The following is a 21,046-nucleotide window of genomic DNA, read 5'->3' as shown; positions in this document are numbered from 1 at the left end:
AGTGTTAAATATAGTGGCATTGTAGCATGACTTTATTGGGGAGGGTAAAAATTTTACTCTATTTTAACCGGTCATTTTAATTATTTTAGTATAATTGAAAGAAACTTTTAACAAACAATTCAAGGGATTTGGCGATTTTGGGTCTTAAGAAACGAGCTATTTTATGGTCTTTAATGGGGTTTTGTGCAGGATTGAGCGCACTTGATTATGACACCCTAGACCCAAAATATTACAAATATATCAAGTATTATAAGGCTTATGAAGATAAAGAAGTTGAAGAATTAATCAGAGATTTAAAGAGGGCGAACGCTAAAAGCGGGCTTATTTTAGGGATCAATACTGGGTTTTTTTATAACCATGAAATCATGGTCAAAACCAATAGCTCTAGTATCACCGGGAATATTTTAAATTATTTGTTCGCTTATGGCTTGCGTTTTGGCTATCAAACTTTCAGGCCGTCGTTTTTTGCACGCTTGGTCAAGCCCAATATCATTGGCAGGCGCATCTATATCCAATATTATGGAGGGGCTCCTAAAAAAGCGGGCTTTGGGAGCGTGGGGTTTCAATCGGTTATGCTGAATGGGGATTTTTTATTGGATTTTCCTTTGCCCTTTGTGGGGAAATACCTTTATATAGGGGGGTATATGGGTTTAGGCTTGGGGGTTGTGGCGCATGGGGTGAATTACACGGCGGAATGGGGGATGTCTTTTAACGCAGGATTGGCTCTAACGGTATTAGAAAAAAACCGCATTGAATTTGAATTTAAAATTTTGAATAATTTCCCTTTTTTGCAATCTAATTCTTCAAAAGAGACTTGGTGGGGAGCTATAGTAAGCATTGGGTATCAATATGTGTTCTAAAAAAATAAGAAATCTCATTTTATGCTTTGGTTTTATTTTAAGCTTGCGTGCTGAAGAAAATACGGCTCAAGAGAATACGACTGAAGAAAACATGATTAAAGAAAATCCCCCTAAAGACGCTCCCATTCTTTTGGAAGAAAAACGCGCCCAAACGCTAGAGTTTGAAGAAAACAAGGAAGCTAAAAAGAATATTGATGAAAAAAGCCTGCTTGAAGAAATCCATAAGAAAAAACGCCAACTTTACATGCTCAAAGGGGAATTGCATGAAAAAAATGAAGCCATCTTATTCCAGCAAATGGCTAAAAATAAGAGCGGTTTTTTTATAGGCGTGATCCTTGGTGATATAGGGATTAACGCTAATCCTTATGAGAAGTTTGAACCTTTAAGCAATATTCAAGCTTCTCCTTTGTTGTATGGCTTAAGGAGCGGGTATCAAAAGTATTTTGCTAACGGGATTAGCGCCTTACGCTTTTATGGGGAATATTTAGGGGGGGCGATGAAAGGGTTTAAAAGCGATTCTTTAGCCTCTTATCAAACCGCAAGCTTGAATATTGATTTGTTGATGGATAAGCCTATTGACAAAGAAAAAAGGTTTGCGTTAGGGATATTTGGAGGCGTTGGAGTGGGGTGGAATGGGATGTATCAAAATTTAAAAGAGATTAAAGGGTATTCACAGCCTAACGCTTTTGGATTAGTGCTAAATTTAGGGGTGAGCATGACGCTCAACCTCAAACACCGCTTTGAATTAGCCTTAAAAATGCCTCCCTTAAAAGAAACTTCGCAAACCTTTTTATATTACTTTAAAAGCACTAATATTTATTATATTAGTTACAACTATTTATTGTAAAGGCTAAAATGTTGAAATTTAAATATGGTTTGATTTATATCGCGCTCATACTAGGACTTCAAGCGACAGATTATGACAATTTAGAAGAAGAAAACCAACAATTAGACGAAAAAATAAACCATTTAAAGCAACAGCTTACCGAAAAAGGGGTTTCGCCCAAAGAGATGGATAAGGATAAGTTTGAAGAGGAATATATTGATCGATCTTATCCTAAAATTTCCTCCAAGAAAAAAGAGAAATTGCTCAAATCTTTTTCCATAGCCGATGATAAGAGTGGGGTTTTTTTAGGAGGTGGGTATGCTTATGGGGAACTTAACTTGTCTTATCAAGGGGAAATGTTAGACAAATATGGCGCGAATGCCCCTAGCACGTTTAAAAACAATATCAATATTAACGCTCCTGTTTCTATGATTAGCACTAAATTCGGGTATCAAAAATACTTTGTGCCTTATTTTGGGACACGATTTTATGGGGATTTATTGCTTGGGGGAGGGGTGTTAAAAGAGGATGCAAGCAAGCAATCTGTAGGCTCGTTTATTTATGTTTTAGGGGCTATGAATACCGATTTATTGTTTGATATGCCTTTAGATTTTAAAACTAAAAAGCATTTTTTAGGCGTTTATGCGGGTTTTGGGATAGGGCTTATGCTTTATCAAGACAAGCCTAATCAAAACGGGAGGAATTTGGTGGTGGGGGGCTATTCAAGCCCTAATTTTTTATGGAAATCTTTGATTGAAGTGGATTACACTTTTAATGTGGGCGTGAGTTTAACGCTTTATAGGAAACACCGCTTAGAGATTGGCACCAAATTACCGATTAGCTATTTGAGGATGGGAGTGGAAGAGGGAGCGCTCTATCAAAATAAAGAAGATGATGAACGATTGTTGATTTCGGCTAACAACCAGTTCAAGCGATCCAGTTTTTTATTAGTGAATTATGCGTTCATTTTTTAAGGCTTGATCTTGGAGTTGAGGTTTAAAATTTTAGCGTTAGTCGTTTTGATTTTAGGGGGTTATTTGATTTTTAACGCTTTAATCACAAAACCCAGAGCTTTAAGTTTTAGTTTAAAGAGCGAAGAAAATGCGCTTAATGACAACAATGAAGCGCTTTTTTGGGATTTGAAAAAACCTATTAAGGTTAAAATAGTAGCCCCAAAGGGCATCAAACGCTATGAGATAAAAGTAACCACAAAAGACAATTTGATCTTATATGAAAAAGAAAGTCTGGTATTGGATAAACCCAAGTCTTTAGAAGTGCCTTTGATCAGGCCTGAAATCATGGGATTAGAAGACAAGTGCCTTGATTATGAATTTCAGGCGAGCGATTGGAGCTATGCTAATTTTTTCAATGGCAATAAGGCGTCTTTCAAACAAAAAGTGTGTATTGATACGATAAAACCCTCAATCACGATTTTATCTCGTTCCCCAAGCATCGCTTATGGAGGGAGTGCGGTAGTTGTCTTTGAAGCTTTGGATAAGAATTTGTCTCAAGCGTTTGTGCGCGTCAAAAAAAAGGATTTTAAAGCTTTCAGGCTTTTAGAGTTCAAACAGCGTAATGTTTTTATCGCTCTAGTGCCTTGGCCTTATAAAAATAAGGATTTTAGGGCGTTCATTGTCGCTAAAGATAAAGCCTATAACTCTAATACCACCCCTTTATTACTCAAGCGAAAAACCCATCATGTGAGGGAAAAAGATATAAATTTAAGCGCCTTAAAAGATAAGATTGCAAAGCAAGAAAAATTTCAAAACTACACTGAGCAAACTTTATTAGAAAGATTTTCCAACGCGCGCTTAAAAGATTTAGAAAAAATCCAAAAGATCGCTTTAGAGCAAGGGGATTTTTATAAGGATTTTTCTCATTTTCAAGCGCTAAAACCCTTGAATGGGCCTTTTAAAATGATAAGCAATTTTTTAGAAAATCGGCGGTTTTTAAAGGACAATCAGGTGTTGTTTAAATTCTTGCATTTAGGGGTGGATTTGATACCTGGCAAGGATTTATCTTTAGCGTTTGATCCATCTATGAAGAGGGTTTTTAAGGGGGAATTGGATTTTTATGGTAATAGTTTAATGGATTGCTATGGCTTAGGTTTGTGCGTTTTTTTAGCCCATTTAAAAGATGATAAAAGCGTGGGGAGTAGTGGTTTGAAATTAGGGAGCGGGTTGCATTTAGGGATGCTTTTGCAAGGGGTTTTTGTCCGGCCCAATGAATGGCTTAATGAGCAATGGATAAAAACCAATATCATCACTCCCATAGAGCAAGCCAAACGGCTTTTAATGAAAGGATAGTCATGTTAAAAACGAATCAAAAAAATGTGCATGCGTTTGAAATTGAAAAGCAAGAGCCTGAAGCGGTCATGGAATTTTTAGAAAAAAACCATGCCCTTTTGCAATATTTTCTTATTATTTTTAAATATGATATTGAACCAGAAGTCAAAGCCATTTTGCACAAACACCAGCTTTTGTTTTTAGAAACAAATCGCGCTTTAAACGGACGCCATATCAAAACCATGCCTTTAAAAGAAGAAACCGATCATCCAAAACCCAATCATTCTAAAACAGAACCTAAAACAACGATTTATGAGCGCCATATCAGGAGTGGGGAAGAGATTTATAGCGCTAATCATCTTATTTTTTTGGGTAATATCCACAATGGAGCGAAGATTATTTCAGAGGGCTGTGTGTCGGTTTATGGGGTTTGCGAAGGGGCGATTGTGTGCTTTGGAGAGTGCTTGATTTTAAAAGAAGTCAAGAGCGCTCAAATCGTTTTTCAAAATAAAATTTTCTCTTTAAAAGAGATTGAACGGCTCTTGGTAAATAAAAATATTAAAATAATCACTAAAAATGACGATATACTAGACATAAAGGAAGTATTATGAAACAAACAACCATTAACCACTCTGTGGAATTAGTAGGGATAGGCTTGCACAAGGGCGTTCCTGTGAAGCTTGTTTTAGAGCCTTTAGGAGAAAATCAAGGCATTGTTTTTTACCGCTCTGATTTGGGCGTGAAGCTCCCCTTAAAACCTGAAAACATCGTGGATACCAAAATGGCAACCGTGTTGGGTAAGGATAACGCTAGAATTTCTACGATTGAGCATTTGCTTTCAGCTATCCATGCGTATGGCATTGATAATCTTAAAATCTCTGTGGATAACGAAGAGATCCCTATCATGGATGGGAGTGCTTTGACTTATTGCATGCTTTTAGATGAAGCGGGGATTAAAGAATTAGACGCTCCTAAAAAGGTGATGGAAATCAAGCAAGCTATTGAGGTTAGAGAGGGCGATAAATTTGTTAAAATTGAGCCAGACAGCCAACTTTCTTTGAATTTCACGATTGATTTTAACCATCCGGTTATCGCTAAGCAAGCCCATCATTTTGTCTTTAGTAAAACCGCTTACAAAGAGCAAGTCGCTAAAGCCCGCACCTTTGGGTTTTTGCAAGAAGTGAATTATTTGCGATCCATTGGTTTGGCGAAAGGGGGGAGTTTGAACAATTGCATCGTGCTAGATGAAAATAGCATTTTGAATAAAGAGGGCTTGAGGTGCGAAAAGGAGTTTGTGTGCCACAAGATTTTAGACGCTATGGGGGATCTGATGGTTTTAGGCATGCCTGTGATGGGCAAATACACTTCTTTTTCAGGGAGTCATAAACTCAATTCCATGTTGGTTAAAGCCATTTTGGCGGACGCTAAAAATTACGAAGTTTTGATCGCTACAGATTCAGCTAAAGAATTTGCGTTGCAAAAGGCTTTCGCTTAATCCTAAATTAGGGTTTATTTTTTTGGAATTGGATTTAGCACTTATCTCTTTAGGCGATGGGGTCTTGCTTGGGGTGTATCAAAACAATTTTTTATGCACTTCTTACACTTCTAAATCAAAAACAAGCGAAGCTTTGGTGGAAGTTTTTTCGCAATTATTTGAAGATTTTAAAAACCCTACTTTACCGGCGGTTAAAGGGGTTTATTACGCTAAAGGGCCAGGGAGTTTCACTAGCTTAAAACTCACGCATGTTTTCTTACATACTTTGGCTTTAATCCATGACTTTGAACTCTATTCCACCACAGGCTTTGATTTTAACGACAACACGCCCATTTTGGCGTATGCCAATAAATACTTTGTTTCAAAAGAAAGGGAAAGCTTAACCGATTTTAAAGATTTGAAAATTTTGCCAAAAGATTTCATGTTGCCCTCTTTTTTAGAGAAAGACAAATTCACCCAATTGAACACGCCGTTTTACATTTTGCCTCCTATTTAGTGTATAATGCTAGTTTTAAAAATGAAAGGGTATCAACAATAGGGGTTTAAAATTTGGTAGTGAGTGTTCCTGCAACAAGTGCGAATTTAGGCCCCGGTTTTGATTGCTTGGGTTTGAGCTTGAATTTACGCAATCGTTTTTTTATTGAGCCTAGCAGTTTTCATGCGGTGAAATTGGTTGGGGAGGGTGAAGGGATCCCTAAGTTTTTAACCAACAATATTTTCACTAAAGTGTTTTATGAGATTTTAAAAAAGCATGGGAATGACAGATCGTTTAAATTTTTATTGCATAATAAAGTCCCTATTACAAGGGGCATGGGGTCTAGCTCGGCGATGATTGTGGGGGCGGTCGCTTCAGCGTTTGCGTTTTTAGGGTTTCCTTTTGATAGAGAAAATATTGTCAATACCGCTTTAATTTATGAAAACCACCCGGATAATATCACCCCGGCGGTGTTTGGGGGGTATAATGCAGCGTTTGTGGAAAAAAAGAAAGTGATAAGTTTAAAAACCAAAATCCCTTCTTTTTTAAAAGCGGTGATGGTGATCCCTAATAGGGCCATTTCCACCAAGCAATCGCGCCACCTCTTGCCCAAGCGTTACAGCGTGCAAGAAAGCGTGTTTAACCTTTCGCATGCGAGTTTGATGACGATGGCGATTGTGCAAGGGAAGTGGGATTTGTTGCGTTGTTGTTCTAAAGACAGGATGCATCAATACAAGCGCATGCAAACTTATCCCGTGTTGTTTGCGATCCAAAAGCTCGCTTTAGAAAATAACGCCTTAATGAGCACGCTTTCAGGGAGCGGTTCGTCGTTTTTTAACATGTGTTATGAAGAAGACGCCCCTAAATTAAAGCAGGTTTTGAGCAAGAAATTCCCTAAATTTAGGGTAGCGGTTTTAGATTTTGACAATGATGGAGTCCTTATTGAGAAAGACTGAAATTAAAATCCGCATGTGTGTGGCGTGCAGAATGCGCCAACCCCAAAAGGATTTGTTGCGTTTGAAAAGTTTTGACAATCAAATCATGGAGTTTGATGGTAAAGGCCGTAGTTTTTATGTGTGTGGAAATTGTTTGAAAAATGGAGAAAAAAAGTTGTTGAAAGCGGTTTCAAAAATAAAGAATGCCCCAAAAGATACCAAAAATATCATTACTTGGATTAAGGAGAGAAGCATAGCATGAGCGAGATGGTTGATTTAAAAGAATTTTTAGCCGAGCTTGGTAAGACCCAAAGAGAGCTTAAAAATGTGATCGAGCAAGCCAAAGACATTGGTTTAGAGCTTAAAACAAATTCTAAAATGACCCCAGAGCAAGCCGGCAAGCTATACAAATACATTGTGGAGGGCATTAAAGAACAAATACAAGCTAATCAACCCACTAAAAATCCTGAACAAGACAATAAAGATGATTTGAATATGGCCCAAACGCCCAAACCCCTTAACAAAAAGGTTTCCAAAACGCCTAAAAAAGAAGAAAAAAGCCAGCCAAAGCCCAAAAAAACTAAAGAAAAGAAAAGAGAAGCTCCTGCACCCATTGCCAAAAAAAAGGAGGGATAGAGATTGTCAATACTTTTGAAAACCAAACGCCCCCTACAGAAAACACCCCTAAAATGGTTAGCCACTCTCAAATAGAAAAAGCCAAGCAAAAACTCCAAGAAATCCAAAAAAGCCGAGAAGCCCTAAACAAGCTCACCCAAAGCAATACTAACAACGCTAACAGCACCAATAACACTAACAACGCTAAAAAAGAAATCAGCGAAGTTAAAAAGCAAGAGCAAGAGATCAAACGCCATGAAAACATTAAAAGACGCACCGGTTTTAGGGTGATTAAACGCAACGATGAAATAGAAAATGAAATTGAAATTGAAAACAGCGTAACAGAAAGCAAAAAACCCACTCAAAGTGCGGCGGCTATTTTTGAAGACATTAAAAAAGAATGGCAAGAAAAAGACAAACAAGAGGCTAAAAAAGTCAAAAAACCCAGTAAGCCCAAAGCCACCCCCACAGCCAAAAACAACAAATCCCATAAAATTGATTTTAGCGATGCGAGGGATTTTAAGGGCAATGATATTTATGATGATGAAACCGATGAAATCTTATTGTTTGATTTGCATGAACAAGATAATTTCAATAAGGAAGAAGAAGAAAAAGAAATCCGCCAAAACATCAACGACAGGGTGCGCGTCCAAAGAAAAAACCCTTGGATGAATGAAAGCGGGATCAAACGACAATCCAAGAAAAAGCGCGCATTCCGTAACGATAACAGCCAAAAAGTGATCCAAAGCGCGATTGCAATCCCTGAAGAAGTGCGCGTCTATGAATTCGCGCAAAAAGCGAATTTGAATTTAGCCGATGTGATTAAAACCCTCTTTAATTTAGGGCTTATGGTAACTAAAAACGACTTTTTGGATAAGGATAGCATAGAAATTTTAGCCGAAGAGTTTCATTTAGAAGTTTCTGTTCAAAACACTTTAGAAGAATTTGAAGTAGAAGAGGTGTTAGAAGGCGTGAAAAAAGAGCGCCCGCCTGTGGTGACTATCATGGGGCATGTGGATCATGGTAAAACTTCACTACTGGATAAAATCCGTGATAAAAGAGTCGCCCACACGGAAGCTGGAGGGATCACTCAGCACATTGGCGCTTACATGGTAGAAAAAAATAACAAATGGGTGTCTTTCATTGACACCCCAGGGCATGAAGCCTTTAGCCAGATGCGTAATCGTGGGGCTCAAGTTACAGATATTGCAGTGATTGTGATAGCGGCTGATGATGGCGTGAAGCAACAGACTATTGAAGCTTTAGAGCATGCAAAGGCGGCTAATGTGCCTGTGATTTTTGCGATGAATAAAATGGATAAACCTAATGTGAATCCGGACAAACTCAAAGCCGAATGCGCTGAACTTGGTTATAACCCTGTGGATTGGGGCGGAGAGCATGAGTTTATCCCTGTTTCAGCTAAAACGGGCGATGGCATTGACAATTTATTAGAAACCATTCTTATCCAAGCGGATATTATGGAATTAAAAGCCATAGAAGAGGGCAGCGCTAGAGCGGTTGTTTTAGAAGGGAGCGTGGAAAAAGGGCGTGGGGCAGTAGCCACTGTGATTGTCCAAAGCGGGACTTTGAGCGTGGGGGATAGTTTTTTTGCCGAAACAGCGTTTGGTAAAGTAAGAACGATGACTGACGATCAAGGCAAGAGCATTCAAAATTTAAAACCCTCTATGGTGGCTCTCATCACAGGCTTAAGCGAAGTGCCTCCTGCAGGATCTGTTTTAATAGGGGTAGAAAACGATTCTATCGCGCGCTTACAAGCTCAAAAGAGGGCGACTTATTTGCGCCAAAAAGCGTTGAGTAAAAGCACTAAAGTGTCTTTTGATGAGCTTTCAGAAATGGTCGCCAATAAGGAATTAAAAAATATTCCTGTAGTCATTAAAGCGGATACGCAAGGAAGCTTAGAAGCCATTAAAAACAGCTTGTTAGAGCTTAATAACGAAGAAGTAGCGATTCAAGTGATCCACTCAGGGGTGGGGGGCATTACTGAGAATGATTTGAGCCTGGTTTCTAGCAGTGAGCATGCGGTGATTTTAGGCTTTAATATCCGCCCCACCGGTAATGTGAAAAATAAGGCTAAAGAATACAATGTGAGCATTAAAACTTACACGGTGATTTATGCCTTGATTGAAGAAATGCGATCGTTGTTATTAGGCTTGATGAGTCCTATTATTGAAGAAGAGCATACCGGGCAAGCGGAAGTGAGGGAAACCTTTAATATCCCTAAAGTTGGCACGATAGCCGGGTGTGTGGTGAGCGATGGGGTGATCGCTCGTGGCATTAAGGCGCGTTTGATTAGAGATGGCGTGGTGGTTCATACCGGCGAAATCCTTTCTTTGAAACGCTTTAAAGATGATGTGAAAGAAGTTTCTAAGGGCTATGAGTGCGGAATCATGCTAGAAAATTATAATGAGATTAAAGTGGGCGATGTGTTTGAAACCTATAAAGAAATCCATAAAAAAAGAACCCTCTAATGAACGCTCATAAAGAACGCTTAGAATCCAATCTTTTAGAATTACTGCAAGAGGCTTTAGCGAGTTTGAATGATGGCGAGTTGAATTCTTTAAGCGTTACTAAAGTGGAATGCTCTAAAGGGAAACACCACGCTTTGGTGTTTGTGCTTTCATCAGATCATAAAATCCTTTCCAAATTGAAAAAAGCTGAGGGTTTGATTAGGCAGTTTGTTTTGCAAGCGAGCGGGTGGTTTAAATGCCCAAAACTCAGTTTTGTTTCAGACAACAGCTTAGAAAAGCAACTCCGCCTAGACGCCATATTCAATGAAATCGCTAAAGGGAAAGATAATGACTAAAAAAATAGAAGAGAAAATAGAGGGCGTGATTGAAAGTTTGGGATACTTGCTTTATGATGTGAGTTTGGTTAAAGAAAACGAGCAGCATGTTTTAAGGGTGAGCCTTAAAAACCCTAATGGGGCGGTTAGTTTGGACATTTGCCAACAAGTGAGCGAGGTGATTTCGCCCTTATTAGATGTGTGCGATTTTATTCAAGACGCTTATATTTTAGAAGTGAGCTCCATGGGGTTAGAAAGAACGCTTAAAACCCCCAAACACTTCAAGCTTTCTTTAGGCGAAAAAGTGGAAGTCAAACTCACAAATAAAGAAAGCTTTCAAGCGGTCCTTAAAGACGCTAACGATTGGAGCGCGGATTTTGAATTAGAGAATCACGCTATCAAAAGCGTGGAATATAAAGATTTAAAGAAAGTTAAAACGCTTTTTGAGTGGTGAAATAACGCGAAACGGTAGCGTTTCTGCACTCTATAAGAGATGCTTGATTAAAATTGACTCTTATTATTTAGCTAAAAAACGCCAAAAAGCATTTTTTAGATTTCATTCCTCCATTTGAGCGATGCTCATTATTTCTTTAACCACATTCACATCTTCTAGCGTGCTTAAATCTTGAGTGATGGGCTCCTTTTTGGCGATAGATTTCAAAAGCCTTCTCATGATTTTCCCGCTTCTGGTTTTAGGTAAACCCGGCACATACATGACATTGTCTAATTTCGCGATCTTTCCAATCTCAACGGATAAGATATGATTCATTTCTTTTAACAATTCTAAACTCTCGCCAAGATTGCATTTAGCCCCATCACACAGCACCACAAACGCAAATAAGCCCTCTCCTTTAATCGTATCAGGGATACCCACTACCGCACATTCAACCACCATTTCATGTTTAGAAATAGCGCTCTCCACTTCAGCCGTGCCAATCCTATGCCCGCTCACATTCACAATATCATCTGTGCGCCCAATAATAGTGATATATCCGTTTTCATCCACGATAGCGCCATCTCCAGAGAGGTAGACATATTCCCCATTCAACTTGATCTGAGAAAAATAGCTATCAATGTATCGTTTTTCATCGCCCCAAATGTTTCTTACCATAGAAGGCCATGGCTTAGTGATGCATAAAAACCCTTGCTCTCCGGGCTTTGTTTTGGTGCCGTCTTCGTTTAAAACTTCTGCATGGATTCCAGGCAAAGGTAAAGTCGCACAACTGGCCCTTATAGGCGTAGCTCCCGGTAAAGGGCTGATGATATGCCCGCCTGTTTCTGTTTGCCACCAAGTATCCACGATACTGCATTTTGAATTGCCGATTTTTTCATAAAACCATTTCCATGCCGTAGGGTTAATGGGCTCTCCCACCGTTCCTAAAACTTTGAGTGAGTCTAAATTATACTTTAAGGGTTCGTTTTCACCTTTGGCATGCAACATTCTTATAGCGGTAGGGGAAGTGTAGAATTTATCCACGCGGTATTCTTCTATCATCCTCCACCATCTCCCATAATCCGGATAAGACATCGTGCCTTCTAGTATCAAAGTCGTTGCCCCGCAAGCTAAAGGTCCATAAACCACATAAGTGTGCCCTGTGATCCAACCAATATCAGCGGTGCACCAAAAATTATCGTTATCTCTAATATCAAAAACCCACTCCATCGTCATTTGTGCCCATAACAAATACCCTGCACTGCTGTGTTGAACGCCTTTAGGTTTCCCGGTTGATCCGCTTGTATAGAGCAAGAATAAAGGATCTTCAGAGTCCATCATTTCAGGTTCGCATTTATCGGATTGGTAATTGACCATTTCATTATAGACAAAATCGCGCCCTCTCACATAGTCAATCTCTTTGGCGTTTCGTATCACAATGAGCGCTTTTTCCACACTAGGGCAGGCATTATTTTCTAGAGCCTTGTCAAGGGCTGGCTTGAGCATGTAGGGTTTGCCTTTTCTAAAAGTCCCATCTGCTGTGATAACTAATTTGGCTTGAGCGTCGTTGATCCTATCCCTCAAGGCTTCAGGGCTAAACCCAGCAAAAACGATGCTATGGATCGCTCCAATCCTAGCGCATGCGAGCATCATATAAACGCTTTCTACAATCATGGGCATATAGATAATGACTCTGTCGCCTTTTTTGACATTGAATTCGTTTTTTAAAAGGTTGGCTGTTTTATTGACTTCAGAGTGGAGTTTTCTGTAAGTGATGACATTATAATCCCCCATTTCCCCTTCAAAAATGATCGCCACTTTATTTTTTTTGTCTTTTAAATGCCTGTCTATGCAATTGTAAGAAACATTGATTTTGCCGTTTTCAAACCATTTGAAAAAAGGGGCGTTATCGCTGTTTAAAACCTTATCAAAAGGTTTAAACCATGTGAGTTTTTGCTTGGCTAACTCGCCCCAAAAATGTTCATAATCTTCATTGGCTTCATACACTAAATCTTTATATTCGCACATGTTTTTAATCCTGGCTTGCTTGGCAAACGCTCTGTTAGGGTTAAAGATTTTTTTAGCGAATTCTAAATCTTCGTCTAATTGCATCGCATCTCCTTTTTCATGGTTTTAAGCACACTTTTTATTATTATATCCAAACTCACACTCTTTTAAAGGGAGGGATACTTTTCTCTTTCTGTGTGGATTGAGACTGATAAAAAAGGAAATAGCACGATGAAACCTAAAGGGTGTATTAGCGTTAATATGCTAATATAGTAGAACATTATGACTACAAAAAGGGTGGTATGCTGATCTCCATAGCGTTTTTATTGGTTTTGTGTCTTTTGAATTATAGTTCTTTTAGGATGTTGAAATCGTTTTTAACCTTAAAGAAAATCTCTCAATACGCTTATTTATGGTTTTTTATCCTTTTGAGCATAGGCGAGGCGGCTTTTGCTTTTTACAGAAATACTATGCCTAGCCATTTGTTTGTTTTGACTTCGGCGTGTTCGTTTGTATCTTTTATTGTTTTTATTTTTTCTTTAAGTTTTTACGGGTTTTCCTACTCTGTAGAAAAAATAGATTTTTTGCATTCAAGGCGTAAAAGTTTAAAAAACTTTTTAAAATTAGGGTTTTATCTGGCGTTATTAGGGTATTTTTGGCGCGGGTTTTATGAAGGGTTGGCCCGCCCTAAAATCAAAGAAACCCCTATTTATTTGGATAAGCTGGATAAAGAATTAAAGATTATTTTACTCACAGACATGCATGTGGGGAGTTTGTTGCAAAAAGATTTTGTTGATTACATTGTAGAAGAAGTCAATCAAAAAGAAGTGGATATGGTGCTGATTGGGGGGGATTTAGTGGATGAAAGCATTGAAAAAGTCAAATCTTTTTTACTGCCCTTAAACAATCTTAAAAGCACGCATGGCACTTTTTATGTGCCAGGAAATCATGAGTATTATCATGGCATAGAGCCGATTTTATCGTTTCTTGACACGCTTAATTTGACGATTTTAGGGAATGAATGCGTGCATTTAGGGGGGATCAATTTGTGCGGTGTGTATGATTATTTCGCAAGGAAGCGTCAAAATTTTGCCCCTGATATTGACAAAGCTTTAAAAAAGCGTGATAGTAGTAAGCCCACGATCCTTTTGGCCCACCAACCTAAGCAAATTAGAAGCCTCAAAGAAAGCCACTCTGTGGATTTAGTGCTTTCAGGGCATACCCATGCAGGGCAAATCTTTCCCTTTAGCCTTTTAGTCAAGTTAGCGCAAACCTATTTATATGGTTTATACAAGCACAGCGGCACCACTCAAATTTATGTGAGCAGTGGGGCAGGGTATTGGGGTGTTCCCTTAAGGTTTTTAGCCCCTAGCGAGATCGCATACCTTAGGCTTTTACCTAAAAATCAAGCTTGAACTAAAAATTTTAAACATCTTTTTTAAACATCTTAAGAATAGCAAGTTATGGATTAAATCGTAATCAAGCGGTTAAAAATAAGGACTAAACAAGGATTAAAAAAACAACCGCCAAGACAAAGGGAAAGGAGGGGGAGGTGACCCTTTAACCTTAGCGGTGCCAACCAAACCATAAGGAATGGTTGGATTTGCAATTATACAATAAAATGGTGATTTTTAGCAAATGATTTTAAAAATTATCCATAAAAACGCTCAAAGGCATTTTTTACAACCAACAATCAAGGGCTTGATTTTGATCAAGCGATAACTTTTATTAATATTTTCTTAAACTAATTTAAAATTATGATATAATCAGTGTTCGAATTACTCTTAAATGCAGGAGTCATACACCATGCGCGTTCTACTGATTGAAAAAAATTCTGTTTTGGGTGGAGAAATTGAAAAGGGCTTAAATGTTAAAGGCTTTATGGCTGATGTAACAGAGAGTTTAGAGGATGGGGAGTATCTTATGGATATTAGGAATTATGACTTAGTTATGGTTAGCGATAAAAACGCTTTAAGTTTTGTTTCTAGAATCAAGGAGAAGCATTCTTCTATTGTTGTTTTAGTTTCTTCTGATAACCCTACAAGCGAAGAAGAAGTCCATGCGTTTGAGCAAGGCGCGGACGATTACATCGCTAAACCTTATCGCAGCATTAAAGCTTTAGTCGCAAGGATTGAGGCTCGTTTGAGGTTTTGGGGCTCTAATGTGATTGAAATTGGGGATTTGACCATTAGCCCTGATGAAGAAAAGATTATTTACAAGGGGCGTGAAGTTGAAGTGAAAGGGAAGCCTTTTGAAGTGCTTACCCATCTTGCCAGACATAGGGATCAGATTGTCTCCAAAGAACAGCTTTTAGACGCTATTTGGGAAGAGCCTGAAATGGTTACCCCTAATGTGATTGAAGTGGCTATCAATCAAATCCGCCAAAAAATGGATAAACCCTTGGGGATTTCCACGGTTGAAACCGTGAGACGCAGAGGCTATCGTTTTTGCTACCCCAAACCGGCGTGTGAAGAATAAATTCTTTTTGCTAAAAATAGATTAGAATGAGGGTGTGGAGTGGGTAAAGTCAAATATTTTAATAGCGATAATAGAGACACTTATATCATGCTGGTGTTTAGCTAGGAGCATGATCATTTTATCTGCGATTGGTAAGGTGTTTTGGTTAAAAAACACTAAAGCAGGTTCGTATCAATTCATGGATTTAAATGTCTATCAAAACACAAAAATGCAAACTTTGGCTCCGTTTTCATTGGATATTGAAAAAGTCTTATTTTTGTGGGATTTTTATGGGATACAAGAAAAATACACAAAGAAAACGCTAGCTAAACCCTAGCTTGCACTAAAATTTTAGTATAGTGGCGTTGTGAGAACCATTAAAACTATGATTGCTAATAGTAGTTTCATGGTTGGTTATTTCCTTTTTAAGATAGCCGCTCACTATTACCCAAACCCTAACATGCTCCAAATACCCGCAACATAAAAACAATAACATAGAGGGATAACTTAAACCACTATTGGCTGCGATTACGGATTAAAAAATCTAAAAATATTAAAAAAGCATTTTTTACAATCAATAATAAAAGGGTTTGATTTAACCAAGCGATAACTTTTTAAGCGGTCTTTTGGGGGTTAGGGGGTTTGTAGGGGGATAGGTTTTAAAATACCCCTTTACCTTAAAGAAATGAGTTTATACAAAATGATAAAATAAAAATTTTTAAACCTTTCCAAAAAGCGTTTTTAAACTCTTTTTAGTTTTTGTTAGCTTTTTGCAAACAGCTTAGTTTTAAGCATTATTGAAAATTTCTTCAACTTGCTCTTTAATGTCCTTATAATTAAAGCTTTCTTTAAAGCCATCAATCTTGCCCCCGCTCGCATTCCTATGCCCGCCCCCATTAAAACACATTTGACTGAGTTCGCACACATCGCAATTCCCATTCGCCCTTAAGCTCACATTCCCTTTAGCGTTCACATCCATATAAAAATCAAAATCCGGATTTTGCGTTAAAAAAAGGTTAGCCAACACGCTAATACCCCCCATAGAATAGCTTAAAAACCCTTTTTTATCTTGGTAATAAACGCTGCAATCATGCTTTTTTAAAGAGAGCAAATGCGTTTGCGCATTTGAAGAGATATTGTCCATCGTTTCTATATCAGGGTCGCCCCCTAAAGCGATTTTTTTGAGTTTGAACAAATCATTATCATAGGCTACAGGGGCATTTTCTAAAAACAAATAGTTTTTAACTTCTTCTAAAAGCTTTAACTTATAGTTGCGGTTTTCATCATCAAACATGAAGCGGTTCAATTCAGAGCTTTGAGTGATCATGCGCATACACACCTTGCCTAATTCAAAACCATAACCCTGCGTGTCCCAAATATCCACAGAATTGACCATTTCCACTAAAGGCTCTAGCCATGTTGTGTTTTTTGGCTCTAAAATAGCGTAATGCTTTTTCAAAAATTCATACACGATTTTAGTCGCGCAGCGGTTCGTGTCTAAAAAATACCAATGGAAACTCTCAGCCACTTCCTTACCGCTGATATGGTGATCCAAAAGCTGGATTTGAATGTTTTTATTTTGCAAGCGGTGTTCTTGGATTTTATCTTGCAAATACTCTGCTTCGTTTAAATTCAAATTCAAATCGCTAATCAAAATAAGAAATTCACTCTCTTTAGATTGAGCGATTGCGTTTAAAATTTCATAAATTCTCGCTGAGACTTCACGCCCGTAATTAGCGTTATAGCATTGGATATTTTTAAAAAATTGTTTTGAAACAAGCTGGCATGCATAGCCGTCTAAATCAATGTGTGAAAGGTGGTAAACTTGCATCATTCTCCTTTTTATTTTATAAATTAAATTAAAAGTTAATGTGGATCGTGCCTAAAGCTTCAAAATTGGAGTTAGGATCTAATTCAGCATGGCTTAGCACGACCACATCAATCCTAGCCTGCTCCATTTGATTGGAAAGGGCTTTTCTTAAATTAGGCTCTACGATCAAAATCACCGGAGCGATCCCTTTTTGCAAGACTTTCATGGCCTCTTCAGAGACCACTTCAATGAGTTTTTGCAATTCGCTCACATTGAGCAACAGGCTCTTAGAAGTGCCATTTTCTCGCAATTTATTAAGCAAAAATTGTTCGCTATCGGTAGAAAAGGTTAAAAATTTCAAACGCCCGTCTTCAGATTTAAAAGCGTTAGTGATCACCCTAGAAAGCCTCGCCCTCACTTGTTCGGTTAAGATATTCACATCGTTTTGAACCAATGGGGCAATATCGGTAATCGTTTCTAAAATAGTGAGCATGTCCTTAATGGGAATTTTTTCATGCAACAAGGCTTGCAAGACTGAGCGGATCGCACCGGTGGGGATTTTTTTACTCTCTTCTACAATTGTAGGATAGTCTTTAGCCAAGCGCTCTAAAAGGGATTTCACTTCATCTTTAGTGATAAAATCTTCAGCGTATTTTTTCACTAATTCGCTGGTGTGTGTCGCAATAACGGTGCTTGGATCAATAATAGTATAGCCTTGAATAATGGCTTCTTCTTTATTTTTAGTTTCAATCCATAAAGCGTCCATTCCAAAAGCCGGCTCTTTAGTAGGAATTCCTTCAATTTCTTTATTCACAAAACCGGTATTCATGGCTAAAAACTTATCTGGCATCACCATGCCCTCACCAATCACAATGCCCTTAAGCTTGATTTCATAATGCGTTGGGGGGAGCTGTAAATTATCCCTAATCCTAATTTGAGGCATCAAAAAGCCATAATCGCTCGCTATCTTTTTTCTAATACCCCTAATCCTTTCTAACAAATCGCCCCCTTGTTTCATGTCCGCTAAGCTGATGAGCTGATAGCCTAAAGCCAATTCTAAAAATTCAATTTTTAACACTTCATCAATCGCTTGCTCTTCTTCTCTTTTAAGCTCTTCTTGGGTTTTAGCCCTTGTGGTGGGGGCGTGGGGTTTGATTTTGGAGCTGTGGGGTTTTTCGCTCAAATCCAAGCCGAATTTTTGACTCAAATAATTTTCTAATTTAGTGAGTAATCCGTCTTTTCCCTCCCTGCTAATCAGCCATGCGATGAATAAAAAGAGTGTCCCTACAAACGCTAAAGAAAAGGTAGGGAGTCCAGGAATGGTGGCAAAAAGCAATAAAATCGCCCCCACAATCACTAAAGTTTTGCTTTTATTGGTGAGCTGTGTGATGAGTTTGGAAGCAAAGTCCTCTTCTTCATTTTGCGTGGTGCGAGTGGCGACAATACCGGTCGCTGTTGCAATGATTAAAGCAGGGATTTGCCCCACAAGCCCATCGCCAATGGTTAGGATAGTGAAAGTGCTAGCACTAAAGCTCAAGCTCATATCCCTTTGAAACACGCCCACTAAAAACCCTCCAATAATATTAATAAGCGTGATGATGATAGAAGCGATCGCATCGCCTTTGACGAATTTAGACGCACCATCCATCGCGCCATAAAAATCCGCTTCTTGGCTTAGAGCGGCGCGCCGTTTTTTAGCTTCCTTATCATCAATAAGCCCTGAGTTTAAATCCGCATCAATCGCCATTTGCTTTCCTGGCATAGCGTCTAGAGCGAATCGCGCCCTAACTTCAGTAACCCTAGTAGAGCCATTAGTAACCACCAATAAATTCACTAGCACTAAAATACTAAAGATAATCGCCCCAATCACATAATTCCCGCTCACGCTAAATTCCCCAAACGCCGTGATAATATCGCTCACCGCGCTAGGCCCTTTATAGCCTTGGGTTAAAATCATTCTAGTGGTGGCGACATTTAAAGCCAAGCGGTATAAGGTTACAATGAGTAATAAAGTGGGGAAAGCGCTAAAATCAGTAGGCTTGTCAATATAAAGCCCGATTAAAATAATCAACACCGACAGTGCGATAGAAATCGTGAGTAAAAAATCCAACACAAAAGGCGGTAACGGCACGATAATGATCGCTAAAATAGCGATCACAAAGACCACAAGGGCTAAGTCTTTGGATTGCAAAAAGCGTTTAAAGACAGGGAAAGTCTTTTTAAAAGCTAATTTGGAGCGTTCGTTTGCCATAATCTAAAATCAATGCCTTAATTTTGGTAGGTGTGTTTGTCTCTTATTATAATATAAAGTTTAAAAGTATGGCACAAAAAAGCTTATTTTACGCTATAATGTGATCTTTATTAAATTACCAATTAGGAGGTCGTTATGGCTTTGAATCTGGAGAAAAAACAAGAAATCATTAAGGCGTTTGCCACTAAGGAAAACGATACGGGTTCTTGTGAGGTGCAAGTGGCGTTGTTGAATGAAAGGATCAGGCTTTTAACCGAGCATTTAAAGGCTAACCCCAAAGATCATTCCAGTCGTTTAGGGCTTTTAAAATTAGTCGCTCAAAGACGCAACTTGTTGAAATACATCAAACGCACTAACCATGCACGTTATGTGGTTTTGATTGAAAAGTTAGGCATTAAAGACAGATAATTTTATCGGTTTTAGGGTATGGCGAGTTTGTGTTGAAAGAGCGTTTGAAAGCCTTTTTTAGTGCGGACTCTGTTTTCACTCTAGTTTTTGCTCTTTTCTTTCTCACTTCGTTTAAAAAACCTTTAACGCAAGTCTTATTGATTGTTTTAATGGTTTTTTTGTTTTTTAGGTGTTATTTCCAAGCGTCTTTGAAAGAAACTTTTGCAATTAATCATTTAAAAACCATGCCTTTTAAATGGCTCACTCTGGCTTTTTTGGGCGTGTTTTTAAGCATCTTCCCTAACATGTTCAACATGTATGATAGCCAAACTTTCCGCTACAATTTATTCGCTCTAAACATGTCCTTAACTTACGCTTGCGGGGCGTTATGCTTGCTTTTTGCCAGTTGTTTAAGAATCAAATTGAATCAAAAAGTCCTTTTTTACAGCATGGCTGTTGCAAATTTCATCAACGGCTTGCTTTCATTAGTGCAAAAAATTTATTTTAACATGCCCAGAGCGCAAGGGTTTAGCACGGTTAAGGAGTATGTGGTTTTAGTGAGCGTTTCCATTTTAGGCTGTTATATTTATGCGCTTTATTCGCAAAATCAAAAAGAAAAACTTTTTTTCACCCTTTCTGTTTTTGTGGGGTTTTTAGTCGTTATTTTAAGCGCTACAAGGAGCGCGACGATCGCTTTTGTGGCTACTTTTTTAATCCTTTCTTGCTTTATTTTATGTGCCAAAAAATCGCTCAAACCATTGGGTTATATGGTGGTTGTGAGTCTGATTTTGAGCGCTTTGTATGTGGGGAGTAACGCTTTAGAAAAAAGGGGGGCAATAGAGCAATCTAGGGTTCAAAACCAAAGCTTTGAAGAAGATTTGAAACGCTACGCTAAAAAGGACGCTGATAGCAGTATCGGGTGGCGTTTGGAGCGCTGGAAAGAAGCCCTAACGGTTTTGCGTTTAAGGCCCTTTTTTGGTATGGCCGCTAGCGAGAAATGCCAGAGATTAGAAGAGATTTTATCCTTATCAAAGTCTTATAGAGCCAAAGATTTGATTCTTTGTTATGAAAGATACGACAATCAAATCATTCATGTTCTAGCCACTAGGGGGATCATAGGCTTTTTAATCTGGCTCTTTTTTTTACTAGTTATTGTAAAGATTTTTTGGAGCGGGATCAAGCAAAATTCTTTAATATCATTCTTTATATTAACGACACTCGCTTTTTACCTCATTTTTGGCATCGGGTTTGACCCCTTTGATTTCTTCATTACGGGAAGTTTTTTTGTAGGAATGATCATGATGGCTGTTTTTTTAAAAAAAGATAAAAGCGCTTTTTAGCATCAAGGGGTTTGATGTTAGTCAAGCGGTAGTTTCTTGACAATGCGTTCTTAGGGGATTTAAGGGG

18 protein-coding genes and 2 pseudogenes are annotated in these 21,046 nt (G+C 38.4%); 16 read left to right on the top strand and 4 right to left on the bottom strand.

Features of this window, described 5'->3' with window-relative positions:
- Positions 1-137 precede the first annotated feature (137 nt).
- The 12 genes and pseudogenes from AYS37_RS04745 (at position 138) to rimP (ending at position 10,748) form a co-directional block, all read left to right on the top strand.
- On the top strand, positions 138-860 hold the full coding sequence (locus tag AYS37_RS04745; RefSeq protein ID WP_001874660.1) for a hypothetical protein: 723 nt from the start codon (positions 138-140) through the stop codon (positions 858-860).
- Positions 850-1,707 carry an outer membrane beta-barrel protein gene (locus AYS37_RS04740; protein WP_001874659.1) on the top strand — a complete coding sequence of 286 codons (858 nt, stop codon included), beginning with the start codon at positions 850-852 and terminating at the stop codon, positions 1,705-1,707. Before AYS37_RS04745 ends, AYS37_RS04740 begins: the two co-directional genes overlap by 11 nt.
- Positions 1,708-1,715: 8 nt before the next feature.
- Positions 1,716-2,660 (top strand): outer membrane beta-barrel protein, encoded by a 945-nt coding sequence (locus AYS37_RS04735; RefSeq protein WP_000911250.1) that lies wholly within the window; start codon positions 1,716-1,718, stop codon positions 2,658-2,660.
- Between the two features lie 9 nt (positions 2,661-2,669).
- Complete coding sequence (locus AYS37_RS04730) at positions 2,670-3,992, top strand: M23 family metallopeptidase (protein WP_000423117.1); 1,323 nt, start codon at positions 2,670-2,672, stop codon at positions 3,990-3,992.
- Between the two features lie 2 nt (positions 3,993-3,994).
- Positions 3,995-4,582, top strand: a complete 588-nt coding sequence (gene minC / locus AYS37_RS04725) for a septum site-determining protein MinC (RefSeq protein ID WP_000921059.1) — start codon at positions 3,995-3,997, stop codon at positions 4,580-4,582.
- Complete coding sequence (gene lpxC / locus AYS37_RS04720; RefSeq protein WP_000815234.1) at positions 4,579-5,466, top strand: UDP-3-O-acyl-N-acetylglucosamine deacetylase; 888 nt, start codon at positions 4,579-4,581, stop codon at positions 5,464-5,466. Before minC ends, lpxC begins: the two co-directional genes overlap by 4 nt.
- A 22-nt stretch (positions 5,467-5,488) precedes the next feature.
- A complete protein-coding gene (locus AYS37_RS04715) occupies positions 5,489-5,962 on the top strand; it encodes a tRNA threonylcarbamoyladenosine biosynthesis protein TsaB (RefSeq protein ID WP_001874658.1) in 474 nt (157 codons plus the stop codon).
- Between the two features lie 53 nt (positions 5,963-6,015).
- A complete protein-coding gene (thrB, locus tag AYS37_RS04710) occupies positions 6,016-6,897 on the top strand; it encodes a homoserine kinase (protein ID WP_000261741.1) in 882 nt (293 codons plus the stop codon).
- On the top strand, positions 6,884-7,138 hold the full coding sequence (locus AYS37_RS04705; RefSeq protein ID WP_001232480.1) for a DUF448 domain-containing protein: 255 nt from the start codon (positions 6,884-6,886) through the stop codon (positions 7,136-7,138). Before thrB ends, AYS37_RS04705 begins: the two co-directional genes overlap by 14 nt.
- Positions 7,135-9,980, top strand: a pseudogene (infB, locus tag AYS37_RS04700) (translation initiation factor IF-2). Before AYS37_RS04705 ends, infB begins: the two are co-directional and overlap by 4 nt.
- The gene (gene rbfA / locus AYS37_RS04695) at positions 9,980-10,315 is read left to right on the top strand and encodes a 30S ribosome-binding factor RbfA (RefSeq protein ID WP_000991155.1); all 336 of its coding nucleotides are present in this window, start codon (positions 9,980-9,982) and stop codon (positions 10,313-10,315) included. The pseudogene infB and the gene rbfA overlap by 1 nt, the downstream one beginning before the upstream one ends.
- A complete protein-coding gene (gene rimP / locus AYS37_RS04690; protein WP_000162255.1) occupies positions 10,308-10,748 on the top strand; it encodes a ribosome maturation factor RimP in 441 nt (146 codons plus the stop codon). Before rbfA ends, rimP begins: the two co-directional genes overlap by 8 nt.
- Positions 10,749-10,850: 102 nt before the next feature.
- On the opposite strand, the gene acs is transcribed toward rimP, so the two are convergent.
- Entirely contained in the window at positions 10,851-12,839 is a 1,989-nt protein-coding gene (gene acs / locus AYS37_RS04685; protein ID WP_001175436.1) for an acetate--CoA ligase, read from the bottom strand.
- Positions 12,840-13,036: 197 nt separating this feature from the next.
- Between acs and AYS37_RS04680 the strand changes: the two genes are divergently transcribed.
- Both AYS37_RS04680 and hsrA read left to right on the top strand, forming a co-directional pair.
- A complete protein-coding gene (locus AYS37_RS04680; protein WP_000908711.1) occupies positions 13,037-14,149 on the top strand; it encodes a metallophosphoesterase in 1,113 nt (370 codons plus the stop codon).
- 391 nt (positions 14,150-14,540) lie between these two features.
- The gene (hsrA, locus tag AYS37_RS04675) at positions 14,541-15,212 is read left to right on the top strand and encodes a response regulator-like transcription factor HsrA (protein ID WP_001264984.1); all 672 of its coding nucleotides are present in this window, start codon (positions 14,541-14,543) and stop codon (positions 15,210-15,212) included.
- 176 nt (positions 15,213-15,388) lie between these two features.
- On the opposite strand, the pseudogene AYS37_RS09050 reads toward hsrA, so the two are convergent.
- The 3 genes and pseudogenes from AYS37_RS09050 to flhA all read right to left on the bottom strand — a co-directional run bounded on the left by AYS37_RS09050 (position 15,389) and on the right by flhA (position 19,252).
- Positions 15,389-15,653 (bottom strand): annotated as a pseudogene (locus AYS37_RS09050) (hypothetical protein).
- A gap of 325 nt (positions 15,654-15,978) precedes the next feature.
- Complete coding sequence (locus AYS37_RS04665) at positions 15,979-17,022, bottom strand: 3',5'-cyclic-nucleotide phosphodiesterase (protein WP_001874655.1); 1,044 nt, start codon at positions 17,020-17,022, stop codon at positions 15,979-15,981.
- Positions 17,023-17,050: 28 nt separating this feature from the next.
- Entirely contained in the window at positions 17,051-19,252 is a 2,202-nt protein-coding gene (gene flhA, locus AYS37_RS04660) for a flagellar biosynthesis protein FlhA (protein ID WP_001262889.1), read from the bottom strand.
- 135 nt (positions 19,253-19,387) lie between these two features.
- Here flhA and rpsO point away from each other — a divergent pair, with 135 nt between their 5' ends.
- Together rpsO and AYS37_RS04650 are read left to right on the top strand one after the other, a co-directional pair.
- Positions 19,388-19,660 carry a 30S ribosomal protein S15 gene (gene rpsO, locus AYS37_RS04655; RefSeq protein ID WP_001207130.1) on the top strand — a complete coding sequence of 91 codons (273 nt, stop codon included), beginning with the start codon at positions 19,388-19,390 and terminating at the stop codon, positions 19,658-19,660.
- A 29-nt stretch (positions 19,661-19,689) separates the two neighbouring features.
- On the top strand, positions 19,690-20,979 hold the full coding sequence (locus tag AYS37_RS04650) for an O-antigen ligase family protein (RefSeq protein WP_000910867.1): 1,290 nt from the start codon (positions 19,690-19,692) through the stop codon (positions 20,977-20,979).
- Positions 20,980-21,046 lie beyond the last annotated feature (67 nt).

Source organism: Helicobacter pylori NQ4053 (assembly GCF_000274605.1).
GTDB lineage: Bacteria > Campylobacterota > Campylobacteria > Campylobacterales > Helicobacteraceae > Helicobacter > Helicobacter pylori_CV.
This window is presented reverse-complemented; position numbering and strand designations above follow the sequence as displayed.

What these genes read in the sequence shown, in the direction of transcription:
- AYS37_RS04740 (WP_001874659.1), top strand. Translation starts at nt 850, where the DNA reads ATGTGTTCTAAAAAAATAAGAAATCTCATTTTATGCTTTGGTTTTATT.
- AYS37_RS04735 (WP_000911250.1), top strand. Translation starts at nt 1,716, where the DNA reads ATGTTGAAATTTAAATATGGTTTGATTTATATCGCGCTCATACTAGGA.
- minC (WP_000921059.1), top strand. Translation starts at nt 3,995, where the DNA reads ATGTTAAAAACGAATCAAAAAAATGTGCATGCGTTTGAAATTGAAAAG.
- lpxC (WP_000815234.1), top strand. Translation starts at nt 4,579, where the DNA reads ATGAAACAAACAACCATTAACCACTCTGTGGAATTAGTAGGGATAGGC.
- rbfA (WP_000991155.1), top strand. Translation starts at nt 9,980, where the DNA reads ATGAACGCTCATAAAGAACGCTTAGAATCCAATCTTTTAGAATTACTG.
- rimP (WP_000162255.1), top strand. Translation starts at nt 10,308, where the DNA reads ATGACTAAAAAAATAGAAGAGAAAATAGAGGGCGTGATTGAAAGTTTG.
- acs (WP_001175436.1), bottom strand. Translation starts at nt 12,839, where the DNA reads ATGCAATTAGACGAAGATTTAGAATTCGCTAAAAAAATCTTTAACCCT.
- AYS37_RS04680 (WP_000908711.1), top strand. Translation starts at nt 13,037, where the DNA reads ATGCTGATCTCCATAGCGTTTTTATTGGTTTTGTGTCTTTTGAATTAT.
- hsrA (WP_001264984.1), top strand. Translation starts at nt 14,541, where the DNA reads ATGCGCGTTCTACTGATTGAAAAAAATTCTGTTTTGGGTGGAGAAATT.
- AYS37_RS04665 (WP_001874655.1), bottom strand. Translation starts at nt 17,022, where the DNA reads ATGCAAGTTTACCACCTTTCACACATTGATTTAGACGGCTATGCATGC.
- flhA (WP_001262889.1), bottom strand. Translation starts at nt 19,252, where the DNA reads ATGGCAAACGAACGCTCCAAATTAGCTTTTAAAAAGACTTTCCCTGTC.
- rpsO (WP_001207130.1), top strand. Translation starts at nt 19,388, where the DNA reads ATGGCTTTGAATCTGGAGAAAAAACAAGAAATCATTAAGGCGTTTGCC.